The sequence below is a fragment of the Nocardia sp. NPDC056952 genome (assembly GCF_042674185.1).
Lineage (GTDB): Bacteria > Actinomycetota > Actinomycetes > Mycobacteriales > Mycobacteriaceae > Nocardia.
Window position 1 is genome coordinate 177,793 of the sequence record NZ_JBHURA010000008.1, and the last position, 19,872, is coordinate 197,664.

20 protein-coding genes are annotated in these 19,872 nt (G+C 68.4%); 7 read left to right on the forward strand and 13 right to left on the reverse strand.

Going from position 1 to position 19,872, the window contains the following annotated elements; genetic code table 11:
- The first annotated feature begins 93 nt into the window (after window positions 1–93).
- Complete coding sequence (locus ACFTS5_RS25880) at window positions 94–1,026, forward strand: AraC family transcriptional regulator (protein WP_378635676.1); 933 nt, start codon at window positions 94–96, stop codon at window positions 1,024–1,026.
- A gap of 7 nt (window positions 1,027–1,033) precedes the next feature.
- On the forward strand, window positions 1,034–1,450 hold the full coding sequence (locus ACFTS5_RS25885) for an acyl-CoA thioesterase (protein ID WP_378635679.1): 417 nt from the start codon (window positions 1,034–1,036) through the stop codon (window positions 1,448–1,450).
- A gap of 24 nt (window positions 1,451–1,474) precedes the next feature.
- Here ACFTS5_RS25885 and ACFTS5_RS25890 read toward each other — a convergent pair whose 3' ends face one another.
- The 7 genes from ACFTS5_RS25890 to pdhA all read right to left on the reverse strand — a co-directional run bounded on the left by ACFTS5_RS25890 (window position 1,475) and on the right by pdhA (window position 8,506).
- Window positions 1,475–1,690, reverse strand: a complete 216-nt coding sequence (locus ACFTS5_RS25890; protein WP_358179757.1) for a hypothetical protein — start codon at window positions 1,688–1,690, stop codon at window positions 1,475–1,477.
- 126 nt (window positions 1,691–1,816) lie between these two features.
- Complete coding sequence (locus tag ACFTS5_RS25895) at window positions 1,817–2,620, reverse strand: SDR family oxidoreductase (protein ID WP_378635682.1); 804 nt, start codon at window positions 2,618–2,620, stop codon at window positions 1,817–1,819.
- Window positions 2,621–2,850: 230 nt separating this feature from the next.
- A complete protein-coding gene (locus ACFTS5_RS25900) occupies window positions 2,851–4,227 on the reverse strand; it encodes a uracil-xanthine permease family protein (protein WP_378635684.1) in 1,377 nt (458 codons plus the stop codon).
- A gap of 85 nt (window positions 4,228–4,312) precedes the next feature.
- Complete coding sequence (locus tag ACFTS5_RS25905) at window positions 4,313–5,011, reverse strand: hypothetical protein (protein ID WP_378635687.1); 699 nt, start codon at window positions 5,009–5,011, stop codon at window positions 4,313–4,315.
- Window positions 5,012–5,118: 107 nt separating this feature from the next.
- Window positions 5,119–6,438, reverse strand: a complete 1,320-nt coding sequence (locus tag ACFTS5_RS25910; protein ID WP_378635689.1) for a dihydrolipoamide acetyltransferase family protein — start codon at window positions 6,436–6,438, stop codon at window positions 5,119–5,121.
- Between the two features lie 14 nt (window positions 6,439–6,452).
- Complete coding sequence (locus ACFTS5_RS25915) at window positions 6,453–7,427, reverse strand: alpha-ketoacid dehydrogenase subunit beta (RefSeq protein ID WP_378635691.1); 975 nt, start codon at window positions 7,425–7,427, stop codon at window positions 6,453–6,455.
- Complete coding sequence (gene pdhA / locus ACFTS5_RS25920; protein ID WP_378635693.1) at window positions 7,424–8,506, reverse strand: pyruvate dehydrogenase (acetyl-transferring) E1 component subunit alpha; 1,083 nt, start codon at window positions 8,504–8,506, stop codon at window positions 7,424–7,426. The genes ACFTS5_RS25915 and pdhA overlap by 4 nt, the downstream gene beginning before the upstream one ends.
- 171 nt (window positions 8,507–8,677) lie before the next feature.
- On the opposite strand from pdhA, the gene ACFTS5_RS25925 reads away from it, so the two are divergent.
- Window positions 8,678–9,169, forward strand: a complete 492-nt coding sequence (locus ACFTS5_RS25925; protein WP_378635695.1) for an Lrp/AsnC family transcriptional regulator — start codon at window positions 8,678–8,680, stop codon at window positions 9,167–9,169.
- Between the two features lie 22 nt (window positions 9,170–9,191).
- Here ACFTS5_RS25925 and ACFTS5_RS25930 read toward each other — a convergent pair whose 3' ends face one another.
- Window positions 9,192–10,394: a benzoate/H(+) symporter BenE family transporter gene (locus tag ACFTS5_RS25930; RefSeq protein ID WP_378635698.1), complete on the reverse strand. Its 1,203-nt coding sequence runs from the start codon at window positions 10,392–10,394 to the stop codon at window positions 9,192–9,194.
- 288 nt (window positions 10,395–10,682) lie between these two features.
- Between ACFTS5_RS25930 and ACFTS5_RS25935 the strand changes: the two genes are divergently transcribed.
- Complete coding sequence (locus tag ACFTS5_RS25935) at window positions 10,683–11,489, forward strand: sulfurtransferase (protein ID WP_378635816.1); 807 nt, start codon at window positions 10,683–10,685, stop codon at window positions 11,487–11,489.
- A gap of 20 nt (window positions 11,490–11,509) precedes the next feature.
- Here ACFTS5_RS25935 and ACFTS5_RS25940 read toward each other — a convergent pair whose 3' ends face one another.
- Window positions 11,510–12,403, reverse strand: a complete 894-nt coding sequence (locus ACFTS5_RS25940) for an alpha/beta fold hydrolase (protein ID WP_378635700.1) — start codon at window positions 12,401–12,403, stop codon at window positions 11,510–11,512.
- A 79-nt stretch (window positions 12,404–12,482) separates the two neighbouring features.
- Here ACFTS5_RS25940 and ACFTS5_RS25945 point away from each other — a divergent pair, with 79 nt between their 5' ends.
- Window positions 12,483–13,256, forward strand: coding sequence for a helix-turn-helix domain-containing protein (locus tag ACFTS5_RS25945; RefSeq protein WP_378635703.1), 774 nt, complete (start codon window positions 12,483–12,485; stop codon window positions 13,254–13,256).
- Between the two features lie 17 nt (window positions 13,257–13,273).
- Here ACFTS5_RS25945 and ACFTS5_RS25950 read toward each other — a convergent pair whose 3' ends face one another.
- Window positions 13,274–13,960 carry an HNH endonuclease family protein gene (locus ACFTS5_RS25950; RefSeq protein WP_378635706.1) on the reverse strand — a complete coding sequence of 229 codons (687 nt, stop codon included), beginning with the start codon at window positions 13,958–13,960 and terminating at the stop codon, window positions 13,274–13,276.
- Window positions 13,961–14,049: 89 nt separating this feature from the next.
- Entirely contained in the window at window positions 14,050–14,412 is a 363-nt protein-coding gene (locus tag ACFTS5_RS25955; protein WP_378635708.1) for a hypothetical protein, read from the reverse strand.
- A 197-nt stretch (window positions 14,413–14,609) separates the two neighbouring features.
- Here ACFTS5_RS25955 and ACFTS5_RS25960 point away from each other — a divergent pair, with 197 nt between their 5' ends.
- Window positions 14,610–17,483, forward strand: coding sequence for an SNF2-related protein (locus ACFTS5_RS25960; protein WP_378635710.1), 2,874 nt, complete (start codon window positions 14,610–14,612; stop codon window positions 17,481–17,483).
- Window positions 17,484–18,233, forward strand: a complete 750-nt coding sequence (locus ACFTS5_RS25965) for an SWIM zinc finger family protein (RefSeq protein ID WP_378635713.1) — start codon at window positions 17,484–17,486, stop codon at window positions 18,231–18,233.
- A 37-nt stretch (window positions 18,234–18,270) separates the two neighbouring features.
- Here ACFTS5_RS25965 and ACFTS5_RS25970 read toward each other — a convergent pair whose 3' ends face one another.
- Window positions 18,271–18,678, reverse strand: a complete 408-nt coding sequence (locus tag ACFTS5_RS25970; RefSeq protein ID WP_378635715.1) for a DUF3224 domain-containing protein — start codon at window positions 18,676–18,678, stop codon at window positions 18,271–18,273.
- Window positions 18,679–18,731: 53 nt separating this feature from the next.
- Window positions 18,732–19,799, reverse strand: a complete 1,068-nt coding sequence (locus tag ACFTS5_RS25975) for an amidohydrolase family protein (RefSeq protein WP_378635718.1) — start codon at window positions 19,797–19,799, stop codon at window positions 18,732–18,734.
- Window positions 19,800–19,872: the final 73 nt, after the last annotated feature.

The following is a 19,872-nucleotide window of genomic DNA, read 5'->3' on the forward strand; positions in this document are numbered from 1 at the left end:
AGATAAGTACACCGTCGCGCGGCCCGCGGCGACATCGTCATGCCGCTCACGAACATGCGTTGTCGTCTACGGGTTGTCGTCTACTGTGGAGTGGTGGATGCGTTAGCCGGTCTGCTCGAAGGTCCACGCGCCCGCGGTGCGTTCCTCATGTGTTCGCTGCTGAACCCACCGTGGTCGCTGCGCGTGCAGGACGAAGCCCCGCTCACGGTGCTCGCGATGATCCGCGGAAAGGCTTGGGTCAGTACCGATTCCATGCCGCCGCGGCAACTCGGCGCGGGTGATGTCGCGGTCTTTCGTGGGCCGCAGCCGTATACGGTGGCCGACGATCCGGCGACCGAACCCCAGGTCGTCATCCAGCCGGGGCAGGTCACCACCACGCCCGAGGGCGAGATCCTGTGCGAGACACTGAGTCTCGGTGTCCGCCAGTGGGGCACCGATATCGACGGTGAGACGCTGATGGTCACCGGAACCTACGAATCCGCGGGCGCGGTGAGCAGACGATTGCTGCGTGCGCTGCCGCGGGTCGCGGTGCTGCCGCGCGGCGAGCTCGATACCCGCCTGCTCGATCTGCTCGTCGACGAGGCGACCAAGGACCTGCCCGCGCAAACCGCCGTTCTCGACCGCCTGCTCGACCTGCTGCTCATCGCCGCCCTGCGTGCCTGGTTCGCCCGCGACGACGCCCCCGCCTGGTACCACGCCTACAGCGATCCGCTGGTCGGCAAGGCCCTGCGCCTGCTCCAGCACAATCCGGCCCATCCGTGGACGGTGGTCGCCCTGGCCGAAGCGGTCGGCATGTCCCGTGCCGCGCTGGCCCGCCGGTTCAGCGAGCTGGTCGGGGAACCACCGATGAGCTTCCTGACCGAATGGCGGCTCTCGCTCGCCGCCGATCTGCTCGCCGAATCCGACGCGACCGTGGAATCCATCGCTCACCAGGTCGGATACGGCAGCGCCTTCGCCCTCAGCACCGCCTTCAAACGGCACTTCGGGGTGAGCCCGCGCGATCACCGGCAGGGGAGCGCGGCATGATGGCCCGATGAGCTATCCCGTCCTGTGGCCGATGCCGACCCGGTGGGCCGACAACGACCAGTACGGCCACGTGAACAACGTGACCTACTACTCCTACTTCGACACCGCCGTGAACGCCTGGCTGATGCGCGCCACCGGTACCGACATCACCGAGCTGCCCGCGCTCGGCGTCGTCGCGCAGACTTCGTGCCGATTCCACGGTTCGGTCAGCTTTCCCGACCAGCTCCAGGTGGGCCTGCGGATCGCCCGCCTGGGCACCTCGAGCATCACCTACGACCTGGCGATCTTCCGTGCGGGCGACGACGGTCCCGAGCTCGCCGCCACCGGCGAATTCGTCCACGTCTATGTCGACGCCGACACCCGCAAACCGGTGGCGATCCCCGAGGTGGTGCGGACCGCGGCCGCGGAGCTCGTCACCGACTAGGGAAAGCCCGTCGCGGTACAGCGTTCAGGACGCTATGACGCCTACCTCGGGCCACTCGCTGCCGCGCCGGGCGCGCAGGATGATCTGGCCGGCGGGCGAGTCGGGTGGTCCGGGTAGGGCGGCGAAGGTCGTTTTGTCGATCACCAGGGACGAGTCGAGTTGTTCTCGGCTCGGCCCCCAGAGGTACTCGACCTCGGTGAGCTCGTCGCGAATCTTCTTGAAGTACATCAGGTGCGCCATCGCCGGATCTCCGCGTAGACCTCCGCCGATCAGCGGATCGTGACCGGCAGCTAGGGACCATCGTGGCAGGAATCGAGCGATCTCGCCGCTACCTCGCCGAATTTTTTCGGGCGCACCGTCCGCTGTTCACGCGCGCAGCATGGTCTGGAACCGGCGCATACCGGAAATCCACCGGTCGTAGTCCGAACCCTTGTTGCGGTACATCTGCAGTACCTCGGGGTGCGGCAGGATCAGGAAGTGTTCGGCGGCCATCGCCTCGACGACGGTGTCGGCGACCTCCTCGGGGGAGAGCACCGCGCCCGCCGTCTTCACGGCCTTGATCGCCAGCGCGCCCGCCTCCGGGTCGTCGGGGATGAGCGCGCCGGTGAGCAGCTGGGTGTCCACACCCATCGGACACAGGCAGCTCACGCGAATTCCCTTGTCGCCGTATGTAACCGAGAGCCATTCCGCGAAGCCCACCGCGGCGTGCTTGGTCACCGAGTATGGGGCGGAACCGATTTGGGTGAGCAGCCCCGCGGCGGAGGCGGTGGAGACGAAATAGCCGCTGCCACGCTCGAGCCAACCGGGAACGAGTAGTTTCGCGGCCCGCACGTGGGCCATCACATTCACCTCGATGGTGCTCGCCCACTGGGCCTCTGTACTGTCCAGACCGGGACCGCCGCCGATGCCCGCGTTCGCGAAATATAGGTCAACCGGACCGAATTCGCGGTCGGCGGTGGCGATCAATTCCGCCACGACCTGCTCGTCGGCCACATCGCCACCGACCGCGATCGCGTTGTCGCCGAGGTCGGCCGCTACCTTCGCCGCGCTGTTCGCATCGAGATCGGCGACGACGACCCGCGCGTCGCCGGCGACGAGGCGATAGGCGAGTGCGGCACCGATACCCGCACCCGCGCCGGTGACGATCGCGACCTTGCCTGCTATCTCCATCCCCGCACAGTAACTATTGGAGCGCTGGCGCGCTCGAGTTCGCGTCCCTGGCGGTCCCGTCGACCAGGCACCGTTGCTTGCTCCTTCGTCGCCTACGCAACGGCGCCTGATCGACGGGACGGGCGCGAACCGCCGACTTCGTCGGCGATCCCTCCTCGGGGTCGGGATGTGTGGGCTGGGAATGTGGCGCCGGCTGCGCGGTGACCGCCGGCCTGGTGCTCTCGGCTCGATCAGATAGCGGCGGCGGGTTTCGGCGTGGTGGGCAGGGAAGCCGGTGACGGTGGTGGTGTGGTCGAACCGCGCGCGAGGGTGCCCAGGCGGGTGTGGTTGAAGACCAGGTTCAGCAGGAACGCGGTGGCCGCACCGAGGGTGACGCCGCTGTCGAGAAGGATCTGGGCGGAGGTGGGGAACTTGTCGAACATGTCCTTGGTGAACACCGGCAGCAGGCCGATGCCGATGGCGGTGGCCGCGACGGTCGCGTTGACCCGGTCCGTCAGATCGGCTTTGAGCAGCGTGGTGATGCCGACGACGGCGACTGTCGCGAACAACACCAGCCCGACCCCGCCGACCACCGGCTTCGGAATCACCGCCACCACCTCGCCGATGCGGGGCACCAGCCCGAGCACCACCAGGATCGCGCCGCTCACCGCGGTGACATACCGGCTGAAGACCCTGGTCGTGGCGACCGCGCCGACGTTCTGATTGAAGATCGTGTCGACGAACGCGGTGAAGATGCCGCCGAGCACACCCGACAGGCCGTCGCCCACCAGGCCGCGCGCGAGATCGCCCCTGCTCAGCGGTTTTCCAGTGATCTCGCTGATCGCCAGCATGCTCGCGGTCGACTCGGCGAACACCACGGCCATCACGATGCTCATCGCCACCACGGCGGTCACCGGGAACTGTGGCGACCCGAAGTGGAACGGCTGCGGGATCCCTACCCAGTCGGCGGTACCGATCCCGGCGGTGGTGATCAGTCCCATCGGCAGCGCGATCACGATGCCCGCGACCAGCGCGATCAGCACGCCGAGCTGCGACCACACGCCGCGTCCGAGGCAGACGAAGCCCACCGCGATCAGCACCACCACCGCCGCCAGGCCGATATTGGAGGGCGAGGCGAAGCCGGCCGACTTCGGGTCGGTCCCGATGATCAGGCCCCCGGCGACCCCGATCAGCGAGACGCCCACCACCGTCAGCACGGTCCCGGTGACCAGCGGCGGGAAGAACCGCACTACCCGCGCGAACGGCCACGCCAGCGCGACACCGGCCACACCGCCGATCAGCATCGACCCGTACACGGCGTCGAGGCCGTACTCCTTGGCGATCAGGATCATCGGGTTGAGCCCGACGAACGTAGCGCCGCAGACGATCGGCAACCGCGCACCGGCCAGCTTGCCGACACCGAGGCTCTGCACCAGCGTGATGATGCCCGCGACCAGCAGATCCGCACTGATCAACAGCGCGATCGTCGCCCGGTCCAGCCCCGCGGCCGCGCCGAAGACCAGCGGCACGGTGATGCAGCCGGTGTACATGATCAGGACGTGCTGGATGCCGAAAGCCAGTTGCCGAGCGAACGGCAACCGGGTGTCGACGGGATGCGCCTCACTCATGTAACAGGTTGTAGTCCCCGTTTTTTACCGTGAGTGAGCGCCGTGTTTCGTCGGAGTTGCGGGTCGGATATATCACCCGGTGGGTTCAATACCGCTGGTAACCGCCCTGCGGGTAGTTCGGTTGCTGCTGTGCTGCCCGGATCCAGCGCCCGGTCGACGATGCCGCGGCAAGGCTGAGCATCAAGACCGCGACCGCGGCTTGGACGAGCCCGATGGCCACACTCGCGCCGGATGTCACCGAGGATGACGCGGAGGTCGCGAGGGAGAGGAGGCTGCCGAGCGCGCTGAGCGCCGCCACGGCAATGACGATCACCCGGCCCGCTGTCTTGCGGAGGAACAGCAGGATAGAGCCGGTGAGGAGCAACAGGCCCAGCGCGGCGCCGGTGACGACGAAGGTCATCACCAGCGGCGAGACGGACGTGCTCGAACACTCGAAGCTGCCGTCCGGCTTCTGGACGAATTTGCCGGAGCATTCGTAAGCGCGTGTGGCGTTATAGCTGACCACCGCACCAACAAGGGAAACCAGCGAAAGCAGAAGGGCTAGAACGGCAGCGATGATCCCGGTAGCGCCCGAGGCGGCAGGCTGGGGATAGCCGTATCCGGGGGCACCGGGGCCGGGCGTCGCGTATCCGGGAGCGCCATAGCCGGGCACAGGAGCGCCGTACCCGGGAACGCCGGGGCCCGGTGCTCCGTACCCGGGTGCGGCTTGGCCGTACGGGTGGTAGCCCTGCTGGCCGTTCGGCGGATAGCCCTGACCTTGCTGCTGCCCATACGGATACCCCATGACGCCCCCTTTTTCCTCGGATACACCTGCCGAAATTCGTTCGCACGGTGCGCGGTCCGGTCGGACGCGCACCGGCCCGAACTATACGGCCGGGTCCCGTCGCGTGCTCAGATGCGGCTGAGCAGCGTCAACGGGTCCTCCAGGAAACCCGCGGTAGTGGCGAGGAAGCGGGCGCCGAGCTCGCCGTCGACCATGCGGTGATCGAAGCTGAGGCCGAGGGTGGTGACCCAGCGGACGGCCAGTTCGTCACGGAAGACCCAGGGGCGCTTGCGGATCGAGCCGAGGCACAGGATCGCGGCCTCGCCCGGATTCACCAGCGGGACGCCGCTGTCGACACCGAAGACGCCCACGTTGGTGAGGGTGAAGGTGCCGCCGCGCAGGTCGTTCGGGGTGGCGTTGCCGGAGCGGGCGGTGTCGGCCGCCCAGCTGATCTCGCGGCACAGCTCACGCAGGCTCAGCGACTGAGCCTCCTTGAGATTGGGCACCATCAGGCCGCGATCCGAGGCGACCGCGATCCCCAGGTTCACATAGTGCTTGGTGACGATCTCCTGGTTCTGCTCGTCCCACGCGGTATTGATCCCCGGATACTCCGCGATCGCCGCCAGTGTGGCCTTGGCGACCAGCGCCAGTGGCGTGAGCGTGAGTCCTTCGAAGGACTTGGTGGTGCGCAGGTGGTCGAGCAGCTCCATCGACGCGGTGCAGTCGACGGTGACGAAGGTGCTGGCCTGGGGAATCGTGCGCGAACTGGCCTGCATCGCGGCGGCGGTGCGCTTCCGGATGCCCGCGATGGGCGTGCGTTCTTCGCGGGCGGTGGGCTCGATCAGGCCGTCCCCGTCGGTGACGTGGCCGTTCGACGGAGCGGGCACGACATCGCCGAGGCGGGCGGGGGTGCGCGGCTGGGTCACCGGCACGGCCGAGCGCACGTCGTCGACGGTGACCGCGCCCTCCGGCCCCGAGCCCGCGACGAACCACAGGTCGATGCCGAGTTCCTTGGCCAGTTTGCGTGCCGCGGGGGTCGCGGCGGCGCGATGGGAGCTCGGCGTGCTCGAGGCCATGGACGGCGTGGCTTTCCTTCTCCGCGAGGTCGATTCGGCCTCGGGCCCATACCCCACCAGCACGTTCGTGTGAGGCTCCGCGGTCGGTGGGGCCGACACCTCGAGATCGTTGCGCACCCGGATCAGCGGCGCGCCGACCGGGACGGTGTCACCGGGCTGAGCCAGCAGTTCGACCACGACCCCGGAGAACGGCGACGGCAGCGCGACCACCGCCTTCGCGGTCTCCACCTCGGCGATGGTCTGGTTCAGTTCCACCGTGTCGCCGACCGCGACGGCCCAGGACACCAGGTCGCCGTCGGCCAGGCCTTCACCCAGGTCGGGAAGGCGGAACTCGAGAACATGACCGTCGTCGTCGGCGGCTGGTTCCGGCACGAGGGCACCTTTCATCACGCGGCTAGACAGCGGTCGACCGCCGCCAGAATGCGGTCGGGGTCGGGCAGGTGGTGCTTTTCGAGCTTAGCCGGGGGGTAGGGGATGTCGTAGCCACCGACGCGCAGCACCGGCGCCTCGAGGTGATAGAAGCAGCGTTCGGTGACGCGGGCCGCGATCTCGGCGCCGAGCCCGGCGAACACGGGCGCCTCGTGCACGATGACCAGCCTGCCGGTCTTGTCCACCGATTCCGCGATCGTGTCGACGTCGATCGGCGAGAGACTGCGCAGGTCGATCACCTCGAGCGAATGTCCTTCCTCGGCGGCGATCTTCGCCGCGGTGAGTGCGGTGGCAACGGTGCCGCCGTAGGCGACGACGGTGGCGTCGGCGCCGCGGGTGCAGACCCTGGCCTTGTGCAGGGGCAGATCCGGTTCGCCTTCGAAATCTACGTCGGCCTTGTCCCAATAGCGACGTTTCGGTTCGAAGAAAATGACCGGGTCGTCCAGTGAGATCGCCTGGCGAATCATCGAATACGCGTCGGCGGGCGTACTCGGTGATACAACGCGAAGGCCCGCGGTATGCGCGAAATACACCTCGGGTGATTCCGAATGGTGCTCGACCGCGCCGATGCCACCGCCGAACGGAATGCGGATCGTCAACGGTGCCTTCACTTTTCCGCCGGTACGGTTGTGGATCTTGGCCACCTGCGAAACGATCTGGTCGAAGGCCGGATAGACGAAACCGTCGAACTGGATCTCCACCACGGGACGGTATCCGCGCAACGCCATCCCGAAAGCCGTTCCGACGATGCCGGATTCGGCCAGCGGTGTGTCGATGACGCGATTGTCGCCGAAATCCTTCTGCAAGGTGTCGGTCACGCGGAACACGCCACCGAGCCGGCCGATGTCCTCGCCGAGCAGGACGACTTTGGCGTCGTCTTCCATCGCGCTGCGCAGGCCGACGTTGAGGGCGCCGGCGAAGGTGGTGATCATGACTGCGCTCCTTCGGCGAGGTAGGCCGAGAGCTGTTGGCGCTCTTCGGTCATCAGTGGATGCTCGGTCGCGTAGACGTTGTCGAACATCCGCACGGGATCGGGGTCGGGCATCTCGATTGTCGCGGTGCGCAGCCGGCGGGCGACCTCGTCGGCCTCGTCGGTGACCTGCCGGGCGAATTCGGGGGAGAGGTCGCCTTCGCCGTCGAGGAGTAGACGCACGCGCTCGATGGGGTCGCGCTGGGCCCAGTACTCGGTGTCGGCGGCGGTGCGGTAGCGGGTCGGGTCGTCGGCGGTGGTGTGCGGGCCCATCCGGTAGGTCATCGCCTCGATGAAGGTGGGGCCGCCGCCGGTGCGCGCGCGTTCGACGGCCTGGCGGGTGACCGCGAGGACCGCGAGCACATCGTTGCCGTCGACCTGCACGCCCGGAATCCCGTAGCCATCGGCTCGGCGCACCAGCGGGGTATGGCTCTGCACGGCCACCGGTTCGCTGATCGCCCACTGATTGTTCTGGCAGAAGAACACGACCGGCGCGCTCCACGCCGCGGCGAATCCGAGTGCCTCGGCGAGGTCGCCCTGGCTCGTCGCGCCGTCGCCGAAGTAGGCGATGGTGGCGATATCGGCGCCGTCGAGGTGGGCGGCGAAGGCGTAACCGGTCGCGTGCAGCCCCTGGGATCCGACGACGATATTGGCATTGGTCATCTTGACCTCGTGGGGGTCCCAGCAGTGGTGCGAGACGCCGCGCCAGAGGGCGGTGAGCTGCTCGGGCGGGACGCCACGGCAGTAGGCGACGGCGGTTTCGCGGTAGGAGCAGAACACGTAGTCGTCGGGGTGCAGCGCGTGCGCCGAGCCGACCTGCGCGGCTTCCTGGCCGAGCAGCGGCGGCCACAATCCGAGCTGGCCCTGGCGTTGCAATGCGGTCGCTTCGATGTCGATCCGGCGGGTGATCACCATGTCCCGATACAGCTGCCGCAACCGCTCGGCATCGATGTCGGCGACCAGCGCGCCGTGCTCCCTGTCGAACACCCGACGGCCGTCGGGCTGAACCAGCTGGACCGGGTAGGTCTGCTTCTGCGACATCGTGATCGCCTCCTCGCTACCGCGCCTTGTGGGCCGATGCAGGTACGCCACTCCGCTGAGTGCGATGTGTATCACTCAGCATCCACCATAATGCGGTGTGCGCAAGTGGTACATGCGCACATGAGCAGAATGCATGGTCTGAGGGGGTGGTGCGCTGTCATACTGCGTTGTATGACCAGTCGCGAACCGGACGTGACACTCGACGCCACCGACGCGCGTTTGCTGCGCGAGCTGAACGCCAACCCCCGTGCGACCGGGGTGGAGCTCGCGGCGCGCCTCGGCCTGTCGCGCAACACGGTGCAGGCGCGTCTGGCGCGCTGGGACAGCGGCGGGGTGCTCGGCAGCTTCGAACGCCGGGTGGAACCGCGCGCCCTCGGCTACCCACTGGCGGCGTTCGTCGCGGTCGTGGTCGACCAGCACCGACTCGACAGCGTGGTGGACGAGCTGGCCGATGTTGCCGAGGTCACCGAGGTCTGCGGGATGACCGGCGCCACCGATCTCACCGTCCGGATCGTCGCCCGCGACGCCGACGACCTCTACCGCATCGCGGGCCGAATCCTGAAGATCCCCGGCGTGGAGCGCACCAATATGGCCCTGGTCATGCGTGAGCTGGTGGGACCGCGGACCGGCCCGTTGCTCGACCGGCTGGCAGGCCCGAACTGAACTCGGCCCTGCCGCCGGACCCTCAGGTGCCGGTGGGCAGGAAACGGCGCACGACGAGGCCTGCAACGAGAGCCCAGAAGGCGCCGCCGATGCCGAAGAGAGTGGTGCCGGAGGCGGCGACGAGGAAGGTGACCAGGGCTGCCATGCGGTGGGCGGGGTCGCTGAGGGCGCCGGTCAGGGCGGCGGCGAGGGTGGCGAGCAGGGCAAGGCCCGCGACGGTTTCGATGGTTCCCTCCGGCGCGGCGGCGATGAGAGTGACCAGGGCGGCGGAGGCGAGGCCGAGGACGAGGTAGCTGGCGCCCGCTGTCGCCGCGGCGATCCACCGCCGTTTGGGGTCGGGGCTCGCCGACGGTGCGGCGGCGAGGGCGGCGCTGATCGCGGCGAGGTTGATCGCGTGGCCGCCCGCTGCCGCGCCGAGGATGGTGCCGATACCGGTGACGAGCATGGCGGGACGCCACGGGACCTGGAAGTCGAACGAGCGCATCACCGCGACGCCCGGAATGTTCTGCGAGGCCATGGTGACGACGTAGAGCGGGATGGCGATGCCGACGACGGCCTGCCAATGCCACTGGGGGACAGTCCATTCCACAGTCGGAACCATGGCGGACAATTCCAGGTGCCGGTTGTTCACCACGATGTCGATGCCCGTACCGACGGCCGCCGCGGCGAAGGCGACGAGCACCGCCCACTTGGGTGCGAACCGTTGCAGGACCAGCCACACCACGATGACCGGGACGACCACGGCGGGCGAGGTGCGCAGTGCCTGCACCGGGGCCAGGCACAGCGGAACGAGGACACCGGCCAGCATCGCCTGCGCGATCGGCACGGGGATCGCGGCCACCAGCGAGCCGAGCCGCTGCCACAACCCGGTGATCACGATCAGCACGCCGGTCACCGCGAAGGCCGCGACCGCGCCCGGCCAGCCGCCCGCGACCAGTCCGGTGCTCGCGAGCAGGGCGGCACCCGGCGTGGACCAGGCCAGCGTGATCGGGATCCGGTACCGCACACTTAGCAGCAGAATGCCGATGCCCTGGGTGAAGCACAGGATCAGCAGGCCCGACGCGGCCTGCGCCGGACTCGCCCCCACCGCGCGCAAACCACTCAGCACCACCGCGAACGAGCTCGTGAAGCCGACCAGCGCGGTGATAGCGCCCGCACCGAGCGGCTGTGCGATGCCCGCCGGTTTGTCGGCGATATCGGGCGAAGTGGTGGAGACCTGCGACATTGTGCCGATAATGCCCGACGAAGCAGGGGTCGTCGCCTGCCAGTCTCGCGAAAGTGGACTGATTCGCGCTGGGTGCGAGCCGGTCCAGTTGGGTGATCGGCCCGCGAACGCTCCCCCCCGGCGATACGTCCTGCGGGCATCGATGCCGGCCATCGCGGCAGGCCGTCCGGGTTGGCGTTCGGCCGCGAAATTGCGTGCACGGGTGCCGCTGCGCCGGTTCGATGCGTAGGGTGTCGAGAACGGTTTCGCAGGCGGGGGCTCGGAGTAGGAGTGGGATTGGGCGCGGTGTTGATTTCCTCGGGCGAGCTGCGGGAAGAGCTGGCCGACAAGCCGATTCATCTGCTCGATGTGCGGTGGGCGCTGGGCGATCCCAACGGCCCGCAGCACTATCTCGACGGACACATCCCGGGCGCGGTGTTCGTCGACCTGGAGACCGAACTGGCCGCCGCGCCATCGCCCGCCCGTGGCAGGCATCCGCTACCCGACCCGGGCACCTTCGAGAAATGCGCGCGCAGCTGGGGATTGAGCGCGGGGGATCCGGTAGTGGTCTACGACGCGACCGGGGGAACGGCGGCCGCGAGGGCATGGTGGCTGCTGCGCTGGGCCGGTGTGGACAACGTGCGCATCCTCGACGGCGGGTTGCCCGCGTGGATCGCGGCCGGTGGCGCGATCGCGACCGGCACCGAAGCCGACCCCCTCGACGGTGACCTGGTGGTACGGCCAGGCGGTCTGCCGGTGATCGACGCCGACGCCGCCGCGAAATGGTCGGGAGTGCTGCTCGACGCTCGCGCGGGCGAGCGGTATCGCGGCGAGGTCGAACCGATCGATCCGCGTCCCGGACACATACCGGGCGCGATCAGTGCGCCGACGGCCGAAAACCTGGACGGCACAGGGCATTTCCGGAGCGCCGAAGAGCTGCGCGCACGTTTCGCCGGATTCGGCGAAGGCCCGGTCGCGGTGTACTGCGGATCCGGCGTCACCGCCGCCCACCAGATCGCGGCTCTCGCCGTCGCGGGCATCGACGCCGCCCTCTACCCGGGTTCGTACTCGCAGTGGTCGAACGATCCGAAACGGGCCGTGGCGACCGGAGAATGAGCGCCTGCGGTGCGATTCGCCTACGAGGGCCGGTCGGCGTGCAGGGGTGTCGTGCCGATGAACTGATCGATCACTGCCGCGGTGCGCGCGGGTTGGTCCTCGGCGACCCAGGTCAGCGAGTTCGTGATCGATGCGAGGCGGGCGTTCGGAAAGTCTTCCGCGAGTCGTCGCGCGTGTTCGAACGGGAAGAATCGGTCCTGCTCGGCCCATGCGATGAGCACTGGAAGGGTGGCCGACCTGAAGCGAGCGGCAGCATCGAGGGTGTACTTGTTGTCTACGGCGCGAAGGAATTTGAGACTGTCGCGCACGATCGCGCGATCGTGTGTCATTCCGTGCAGGTAGTGGTCTATCAGCTCGCCGCAGATCGGGTTGTTCGACAGGCCACCGAATCCGAACCGCGAGCGTGCGTACGTCTGCCGAACCGTGGGGAACCGAAGGAGCAAGCCTGTGAGTGATCCAGCCCCCGGTGTGCGGGCCATCCAGCACAGGTAGTCGAACAGCGGTGGCGGGAAGTTCTCGTAGGCGTCGCACGGTGTCAGCACCAGCCGGGCGATTCGTTCGGGCCGGTGGGTCACCACGAGCTGGGAGAGCATGCCGCCGCCGTCGTTGCCGACCAGCGTCACAGCATCCAGATCGACAGTCTCGATCACATCGGCGATCGTCTCGGCGATGCCCAGCGGGGTCAGATCCGCATCGGGAGTCATCGGTATCCGGTGCGCTCCGAAAGGCCAGTCGGCGGTGATGCACCGATATGAATCGGCCAGTCGTGGAACAACTTTGCGCCATGCCGCCGCATTGGCGAACAAGCCGTGCACGAACAGCACCGGCTCACCCTGCCCGCGTTCGTAGATCCGGACAGTGCCCTGGGGCAGGTGCACAAGGCGAGACTCGCCGAGTTCGGAGACAACACTCATCACGTTTCCTGTTCGATCGCAGCGCGAGCACGATGCGGTGCTCGTTCATCCCGGTTGATCTCGTGCAAGCATGGCGGGCATGGGTCAGCGACCGCTTCCAGAAACGTGCTACCCGTCGGCAGCGAGCGCGGACGTGTGGTTGTGGATAGGCCACGCCGTCTACCGGGGGCCTTCGCTGCGGCTCGACCGCCACTCAGGGTCGGTGCACTGCCTCGCTGTCGGCGTCGACGGCCCGTTCGCCCTGCACGCCGATTCGTTCGGTCGGCGCACCGTTCGCAGCGCGTTGATACCCCCACGCACGCTGCACCAGGTAGTCGCGCAGCAGACCCGAATGCTGTTCTGCTACATCGACCCCGGGTCGCCCCGCGCCCACGGGTGCTGGGAGCAGATGACCGAGCGCGTGCACGAATTCGGCGTCCACCACCACCACGAAACCGCCCTGATCCGCCTCGCCGCCCGCGACGACATGGACCCGGCCGAGGTGATGGACATCGCGTGCGGTCCCGCGCGGATCCGACTCGATCCGAGGATTGCCGCCGCGACCGCGATCGTGCGCGCGCACCCGACCCGATCGATCACCGCGGAAGAACTCGCGGCCGAGGTGCAGCTGTCGAAATCCCGGCTGCTGCACCTGTTCACCGAACACGCGGGCACCACCTTCCGCCGCTATCGTGTCTGGGCGCGCATGCTCGCCGTCGGCCGGGCTGTCGCCAAAGGTGCCGACCTCACCACCGCCGCGGCCGACGCCGGATTCGCCAGCCCCTCACACTTCAGCGACACTTTCCACGCCATGTGCGGGCTCTCCGCGACTGATCTGCTCAGCGCCGGCGCGCGGATCAACGTCCTGGACTGAACGCCTTCTCGCGGTGCTCACGGGCAGCCGCGGGCGATGTCGTGCAGAGTCGCGTTGTCGGCGGCGGTGATGGGCAGGTCGTAGTCGAGGGCCACGGTGAGGTACTTGGCGGCGTAGAAGCAGTGGTTGGGTCGCGCGGGCGGCAGCCATGCGGCGGGGGTGTCGTCACCCTTGGCCTGGTTGGTGGCGGCGCCCGTCGCGAGGAGGTTCACCGCGAGGTCGTTGGCGAAGCGGCGACGTTTGTCCGGGGTCCAGGTCGCGGCGCCCATATCCCAGGCGGCGGCCAGTGGGTAGACATGGTCGATCTGGATCCGGCCGCCGTCGGACTTGCTGAAGCGGATATCGGTGGCGGTGTAGGGGTCGGTGAGGATGCCTTCCACCACCACGCAGCGGCCCCGATGCACCACCTCGCGCAGCTGCATCGCCAGCACGTTGTTGCGGGTATCGCAGCCGTCGTGGCTGCCGGGGGCGTCGGAATCGTCGGTCCAGGCCGGGCCGAACACGCAGGCCTGACCCGCCTTGCACCCACGTTCGTAGCCGCCGGGCCGAGGACGCGCGGCGATCACGCGCACCGTGTCGAGCAAAGCGGTGAGCTCGGCGCGCGTCGGACTACCGGGTGCGGGTGTGACCGGCTGTTCCGGTCCGATCACCGCGCACCCGGCAACCGCGAGCACTGTGACGAGCAACCACGCCGGTTTCCCCATACCCGCATGTTGTAGCCGGTGGTACCGACAACAATCGCGCTTCGAGCGGCGCCGGGCTCGGGGAAGGCCGCCTCAGTCGACGATGTGGCCTATAACCACGCCCGGGCCAGCAGGTCGTCCGCGGCTTGCTCGGCCGGGTTGGGCGGGAATCGGGTGGCTGCTATCGAGGAGACGTGCGCGCCGTCATGGCCGACCAGCCACGAACCGCCACGGTCTTCGCATTCGGCGATCTTGGCGAAGACGGTGAGCAGGAAGGTGATGGATTCGCTGGGGTCGATGGTGTGCGCCAGGCGCTGGGATTCGCCTGGCCGCGACAGATCGAGCCAGACGCCTGCCTGGCCGTCCAGCCGCATGCCGAGGATCTTCGTGGTGTCGATGAAGGTGAATTTGCGCCGTTCCCAAGGGGTGTTGGGTGTGTAGCTCTGCTCGAGAACCTGGAGCAGAATCGTCATCGCTGCCCTCCGCACGAATTACAAGGGGTCATCGGTCGAACCGGATCGTCCGGTCCGCCTGGGTCCATATGGAGTTGTCGCCGGTGGGTGTTCCGGCCCGTGACCTGGGGTTATTTCATTATGTTCTCGTTGCGGCGAGAAATCCAGGGGTATGGCGGCCGTGATCGGTGTCGGTGCCGCCTGCTTGGATGGAGCTCATGCTGCACGGTCTGTGGTCCCCCGAATCGGGCCTACTGCTGTGGCACGACGCGGAGCCGGTCGCCGTGGGGTCGGTGCTCGGCGACATCCTGGATCGCGCGAGGTTCCGGCACCGGGCCCAGGTGCTCGTCGTCGATGCCGAGGGACAGTCCGGGACCGCCGAGGTGCGCGCGCACGCGCTCGCGCCACCGACGGCGGCCGTTGTGCTGCGCAGCCGACTGCCGCGCGAGCACATCTCCGGCGATCTGCGGTTCCTCGCGCACGTCGCGCGCGGCATCGAACGGTGGGTGCGGGCCGGGCGCGTGGTGCCCCAGATCGAGCGGGCCGACGGCCAGTGGTGGGTGCGCTGGCGGCTTGTCGGCGGACAACGTCAACGAGCGTGGCTGGCCGAGCTGGCCGCCGCGATGCCGTCGGCGCTGCGGGTGGCGGGCCCGCCCGCCGCCGTGCTCGACGACCTGTGCGCACATCTCACCGACCCGATCGCCCGCGAATATCTCGCGCACCGCACGATGACGCACCCGCTGCTGGCCGCGCTGGTCGCCGACACCCCGTTGGACGCCGGCTCCTACCGCCTGTCGGAAACGCTGACGCAGTGGCGGGAAGGCTATGCCGCCGATGAGCCGGAACTGGTGTTGCGCCTGTGCGAACCCGACGGCGAATTCGGCACGGCCGACGAATCGGTGGCGCTGTGGCGACTGCAGGTGTGCCTGCGCCCGGTCGACGGCGCACCCAAACCCGTTGTCTTCGAAGATGATCCGGTGCTCGTACGCACGGCGGCGGAGAAACTCGGCCAGGCGCGCAAGGCCTACCCGCGCCTGCGCGACCTCCCCACCGATCCGCGCGGCCTCGACCTGCTGCTCCCCACCGAGGTGGTGGCCGACCTGGTGGCCCACGGTGCACATGCCTTGCAGGAAGCCGGTATTCGGCTGCTCCTGCCACGGGCCTGGAACATCGCCGAACCGAGCATGCGATTGCGCGTGAGCAGTCCCGCCGCCGCCGAATCCACCGTCGGCCTCAGCGGCCTGCTCTCCTACCGGTGGGAGTTGGCGCTCGGCGATCTGGTGCTCACCCAGGCCGAGATGGAACGGCTGATCAGCAGCAAATCCGACCTGGTCCAGCTGCGCGGCGAGTGGGTGCAGGCCGACCATCGAGCACTGGCCGCCGCTGCCCGCTATGTCGCGCAGCATGCCGACGACAGCCCGATCACCCTGGCCGACATGATCGGTGAACTCGCCGCCGAGCGGGTCGACAATGTCCCGGTCACCGAGGTCACCGCCGATGGCTGGGCGGCCGAATTGTTCGCCAGGGAAAGCGAACCCGAGCCGGTTCCGGTTCCGGTCGGCCTGAAAGCCCAGCTACGGCCCTACCAGGAACGTGGCCTGAGCTGGCTGGCCACGATGAGCAGGCTGAACTGCGGCGCGATCCTGGCCGACGACATGGGCCTCGGCAAGACTGTGCAGGTGCTGGCGCTGCTCGTACACGAGCGCGAGGTCGGCGCAGCTGCCGTGGCGCGTGAGAAGACGCAGCCCGCGGTGGTCGACGAGCTCGCCGCTCTCGCGACCTACGACGCCGCGGCGTGGGTCGGACCGACGCTGCTGGTGTGTCCGATGTCGGTGGTCGGCAACTGGCAGCGGGAGACGCAACGGTTCGCGCCAGATCTCCGGGTGCTCGTGCATCACGGTCCAGGTCGGCTCCAGGGCTCGGAATTCGCTGCGGCGGTGGCTGATTCGGATCTGGTGATCACCACCTACGCACTGCTCGCCCGCGATATCACGCTGCTGAACGAACAGCAGTGGGAGCGGATCGTGCTCGACGAAGCCCAGCACATCAAGAACGCGGTGACCCGGCAGGCGCGTGCGGCCAGGGCGCTCACCGCGCGACATCGGCTGGCGCTCACCGGAACTCCGGTCGAGAACCGGCTGGAAGAACTGCGGGCGCTGTTCGACTTCGCCATGCCGAGACTGCTCGGCAGCCCGCAATCGTTCCGCGCCAAGTTCGCGGTGCCGATCGAGCGCGAACGCGATCAGCAGGCCATCGATCGGCTGCGCCTGATCACCGATCCGTTCGTGCTGCGCAGGCTCAAAACCGATCCGGCGGTGATCAGCGACCTGCCGGAGAAGCTGGAGATGACGGTGCGGGCCAACCTCACCGTCGAACAGGCCGCCCTCTACCAGGCCGTCGTCGACGACATGCTGGAGAAACTCAAAGACGCGAAGGGCATGGCGCGCAAGGGCGCTGTGCTCGGCGCGCTGACCCGCCTCAAACAGGTCTGCAACCACCCCGCGCACTATCTGGGCGACGGTTCGCCGATCCTGCGACGCGGCGGCCACCGCTCCGGCAAGCTGGCGCTGGTCGAGGACGTGCTCGACGCGGTGCTCGCCGACGGCGAGAAGGCCCTGCTCTTCACCCAGTTCCGTGAGTTCGGCGACCTGATCCAGCCCTACCTCACCGAACGGTTCGGCACCCCGATCCCGTTCTTGCACGGCGGCGTGGCCAAGCAGCGCCGCGACGATATGGTGACCGGCTTCCAAGGGGAGAACGGCCCGCCGCTGATGTTGCTCTCGCTCAAAGCGGGCGGCACCGGGCTGAACCTCACCGCCGCCAATCACGTGATCCACCTGGACCGCTGGTGGAATCCGGCCGTCGAGAACCAGGCCACCGATCGCGCGTTCCGGATCGGCCAGCAGCGCGCGGTGCAGGTCCGCAAGCTGGTGTGCGTCGACACCATCGAAGAGCGGATCGACGAAATGATCAACGGGAAGAAGCAATTGGCCGATCTGGCGGTCGGCGCGGGCGAGAACTGGATCACCGAGATGAGCACCGACGAACTGCGCGAGCTGTTCACCCTCGGCGCCGAGGCGGTGGGTGAGTAGATGGCCGACTTCAGCCAGTTCGGTCCGCGCAAACCGGTGCGCGGCGGTGCCCAGGCTCGCGGCGGTTTCGGCCGGACCTGGTGGGGCAAGTCGCTGCTCGACGCGGTGGAGAAGGTCGCCGACGCGGGCAGGCTCTCGCGCGGACGCACCTACGCCAGGGTCGGGCAGGTGGTGAACTACCGGATCGAACGCGGCGCGGTGACCGCGGAGGTGCAGGGCAGCCAACCGAGCCCGTTCACCTCGGTGCTGTCGATCCGGCCGCTGCGCGAGGACGAGGTGGACCTGCTGCTCGCCGAGATCAGGGAGGCGCCCGGCATGCTGGCCGAGATCGCCTCGGGCGCGCTCCCACCCGCGCTCGGCCCGCACCTACTGCCGACCACGGCCTCCGAACTGGACTTCGCCTGCAGCTGCCCGGACATGGGCTGGCCGTGCAAGCACGTGGCGGCGGTCTGCTATCTGCTCGCCGAGCGCCTGGACGAGCAGCCCAGCGAGATCCTCACCCTGCGAGGGCTCGACCTCGACACCCTCATCGGCGGTGTCGAGAAGTCCTCGCGCACCGCCGATTCCGACGACCCCTACGGCGACGAGCTGGTCCTACCCGAGCTGCCCCGCGTCGAATTCCACGCCGTCATCGACGACCTCGACGCGATTCCGCTGCGTCGCGCGCTGCGGATGTCGGCCGAGGACGAACCGACCGCGGCAACCGGTTTACGCGAATTGCGCTCGCTCTATACCGAATTCGACGACTGAGTCGACGGCTCGGCCCGGTCTGCTGTTGGACCTGGCATCAGCCCAGCTCGTACTCGAACCAGATATGGTGTCCGCCTTCGGCATCCACGTACAGCGCGCCGGTACCGGCGATGCCGGTCAGTTCCCCGGTGCCGCTGCGGGGGACGATGTGGAAGAACTCGTCGGTGCGGTCGGTACCACCGGTGGTGGCGGAGTGGACGAAGTTGAACGCACCGGCCTTGCCGTTCAGCGCACCCTCGAAGGACTCCATCGCGAGATAGGTGCCCGCGCCGGTGCTCATGTCGAAGGCGGCGGTGAACAGCGTGGCCGAGAGCCCTTCGATCTCGCCCGCGTAGGCCTTCGTCATGGTCGAGATGCCGACCGGCATCCCGGTGACGATGGGCGGCTGCGGCGTCAGCTCGGTGGGATCGAACGCGGTGACCTCGAAGGTGCCGATGGCTTTCATGCGCCGATGCTAAACCCGGCCACCGACAGAAACCGGCTCGTGGACGCGGCGATTCACGCGGTGGGTTCGATCCGGTAGAACCGGACGGCATTGCCGCCGAACACCTTCCGCAGGTCGTCGGTGCTCGCGCCCGCCTCGCTCAGCGCGGTGGCCACGGTCTCGGCCGCGCCGCCGAGGCTCGTGATCGGCTTGTCGACCGGAAAGTTCGACCCCCAGATCAGCCGGTCGGCGCCGAACACCGCCAGCGCGTGCGCCAGCAGCGGCCCCACCCGTCTCAGCAGTGTGGGGACAGGTGTCGGAGCACCGCGTCGTGGCACCGGATGTCCGAGCACCGGCATCATCAGCCCGCTCACCTTGGCCACCACGTTGGGCTGCGCGGCCAGATCGGTGAGGTCCTCGCGCCACTGATCGAACAGGACCTCCCGCTGTCCGGCGGTGTGCCCGGTGTCCTTGCCGACCGGCCCGAAGATGCCCGCGGGCGTCCCCAGATGATCGAGCACGATCGGTACCTCGGGGAACCGTTCGGCCAGCGCCGTCACCTCGGGGAGCTGCCCCGAGTACACCCAGGCGTCGAACGAGAGCCCACGCTCGGCGAGCTGCCCGAAGCCGTGCAGGAACGCCGGGGCGGTGAGTGCGCCGTCGTGGGCGGCGAAGGACTTCACGGCGGGATCGGGGTGGTGGGCGACCATCGTCCGGATACCACGGAACAGCGGCGACGCGGACTGATGCGCATCGAGCACCGCGCCGAAATCCGCGCCGGCGGGGTCGGCCGAGCCGATGATCGTGGCCAAGGCGGGCGTGTCGACACCGAACGGCAGGCTCGCCACCCAGCGCGTCTCGTCGGGCTTCCAGCCCGTCCACTGCACCTCGATTTCCACCACGGATTCGACCGGCGTATTTCCCCGGTCCGCGCGGTAGTCGGCGGGCAGATAAGGCTGGAGGTAGGCGCTGGGCTCGCCGACGAATTGGCGGTCACGCAGCGGGGCCAGCTTCGCCGCGATATCGACCGGTAAAGGCAGATAGCGCATCAATTTCGCGAGCTTGCTGAACTCGCGTGGGGTGGCATGCGGATCCCACTGGTGAATATGGGCATCGATGATGTCGAAGTCGGTCAGATCCATGCTGTGCGTCCCATCGCCGCCGCTGGCAGAGCTCACGGCGATTGTCACACGCCAACGGCGCGCCGCGACGGAT

Bases quoted from the DNA above. Each gene is read 5' to 3' on its own strand.
- ACFTS5_RS25885 (WP_378635679.1), top strand. From the start codon at position 1,034: ATGAGCTATCCCGTCCTGTGGCCGATGCCGACCCGGTGGGCCGACAAC.
- ACFTS5_RS25890 (WP_358179757.1), bottom strand. From the start codon at position 1,690: ATGGCGCACCTGATGTACTTCAAGAAGATTCGCGACGAGCTCACCGAG.
- ACFTS5_RS25895 (WP_378635682.1), bottom strand. From the start codon at position 2,620: ATGGAGATAGCAGGCAAGGTCGCGATCGTCACCGGCGCGGGTGCGGGT.
- ACFTS5_RS25900 (WP_378635684.1), bottom strand. From the start codon at position 4,227: ATGAGTGAGGCGCATCCCGTCGACACCCGGTTGCCGTTCGCTCGGCAA.
- ACFTS5_RS25905 (WP_378635687.1), bottom strand. From the start codon at position 5,011: ATGGGGTATCCGTATGGGCAGCAGCAAGGTCAGGGCTATCCGCCGAAC.
- ACFTS5_RS25915 (WP_378635691.1), bottom strand. From the start codon at position 7,427: ATGATCACCACCTTCGCCGGCGCCCTCAACGTCGGCCTGCGCAGCGCG.
- pdhA (WP_378635693.1), bottom strand. From the start codon at position 8,506: ATGTCGCAGAAGCAGACCTACCCGGTCCAGCTGGTTCAGCCCGACGGC.
- ACFTS5_RS25925 (WP_378635695.1), top strand. From the start codon at position 8,678: ATGACCAGTCGCGAACCGGACGTGACACTCGACGCCACCGACGCGCGT.
- ACFTS5_RS25930 (WP_378635698.1), bottom strand. From the start codon at position 10,394: ATGTCGCAGGTCTCCACCACTTCGCCCGATATCGCCGACAAACCGGCG.
- ACFTS5_RS25940 (WP_378635700.1), bottom strand. From the start codon at position 12,403: ATGAGTGTTGTCTCCGAACTCGGCGAGTCTCGCCTTGTGCACCTGCCC.
- ACFTS5_RS25945 (WP_378635703.1), top strand. From the start codon at position 12,483: ATGGGTCAGCGACCGCTTCCAGAAACGTGCTACCCGTCGGCAGCGAGC.
- ACFTS5_RS25950 (WP_378635706.1), bottom strand. From the start codon at position 13,960: ATGGGGAAACCGGCGTGGTTGCTCGTCACAGTGCTCGCGGTTGCCGGG.
- ACFTS5_RS25955 (WP_378635708.1), bottom strand. From the start codon at position 14,412: ATGACGATTCTGCTCCAGGTTCTCGAGCAGAGCTACACACCCAACACC.
- ACFTS5_RS25960 (WP_378635710.1), top strand. From the start codon at position 14,610: ATGCTGCACGGTCTGTGGTCCCCCGAATCGGGCCTACTGCTGTGGCAC.
- ACFTS5_RS25965 (WP_378635713.1), top strand. From the start codon at position 17,484: ATGGCCGACTTCAGCCAGTTCGGTCCGCGCAAACCGGTGCGCGGCGGT.
- ACFTS5_RS25970 (WP_378635715.1), bottom strand. From the start codon at position 18,678: ATGAAAGCCATCGGCACCTTCGAGGTCACCGCGTTCGATCCCACCGAG.
- ACFTS5_RS25975 (WP_378635718.1), bottom strand. From the start codon at position 19,799: ATGGATCTGACCGACTTCGACATCATCGATGCCCATATTCACCAGTGG.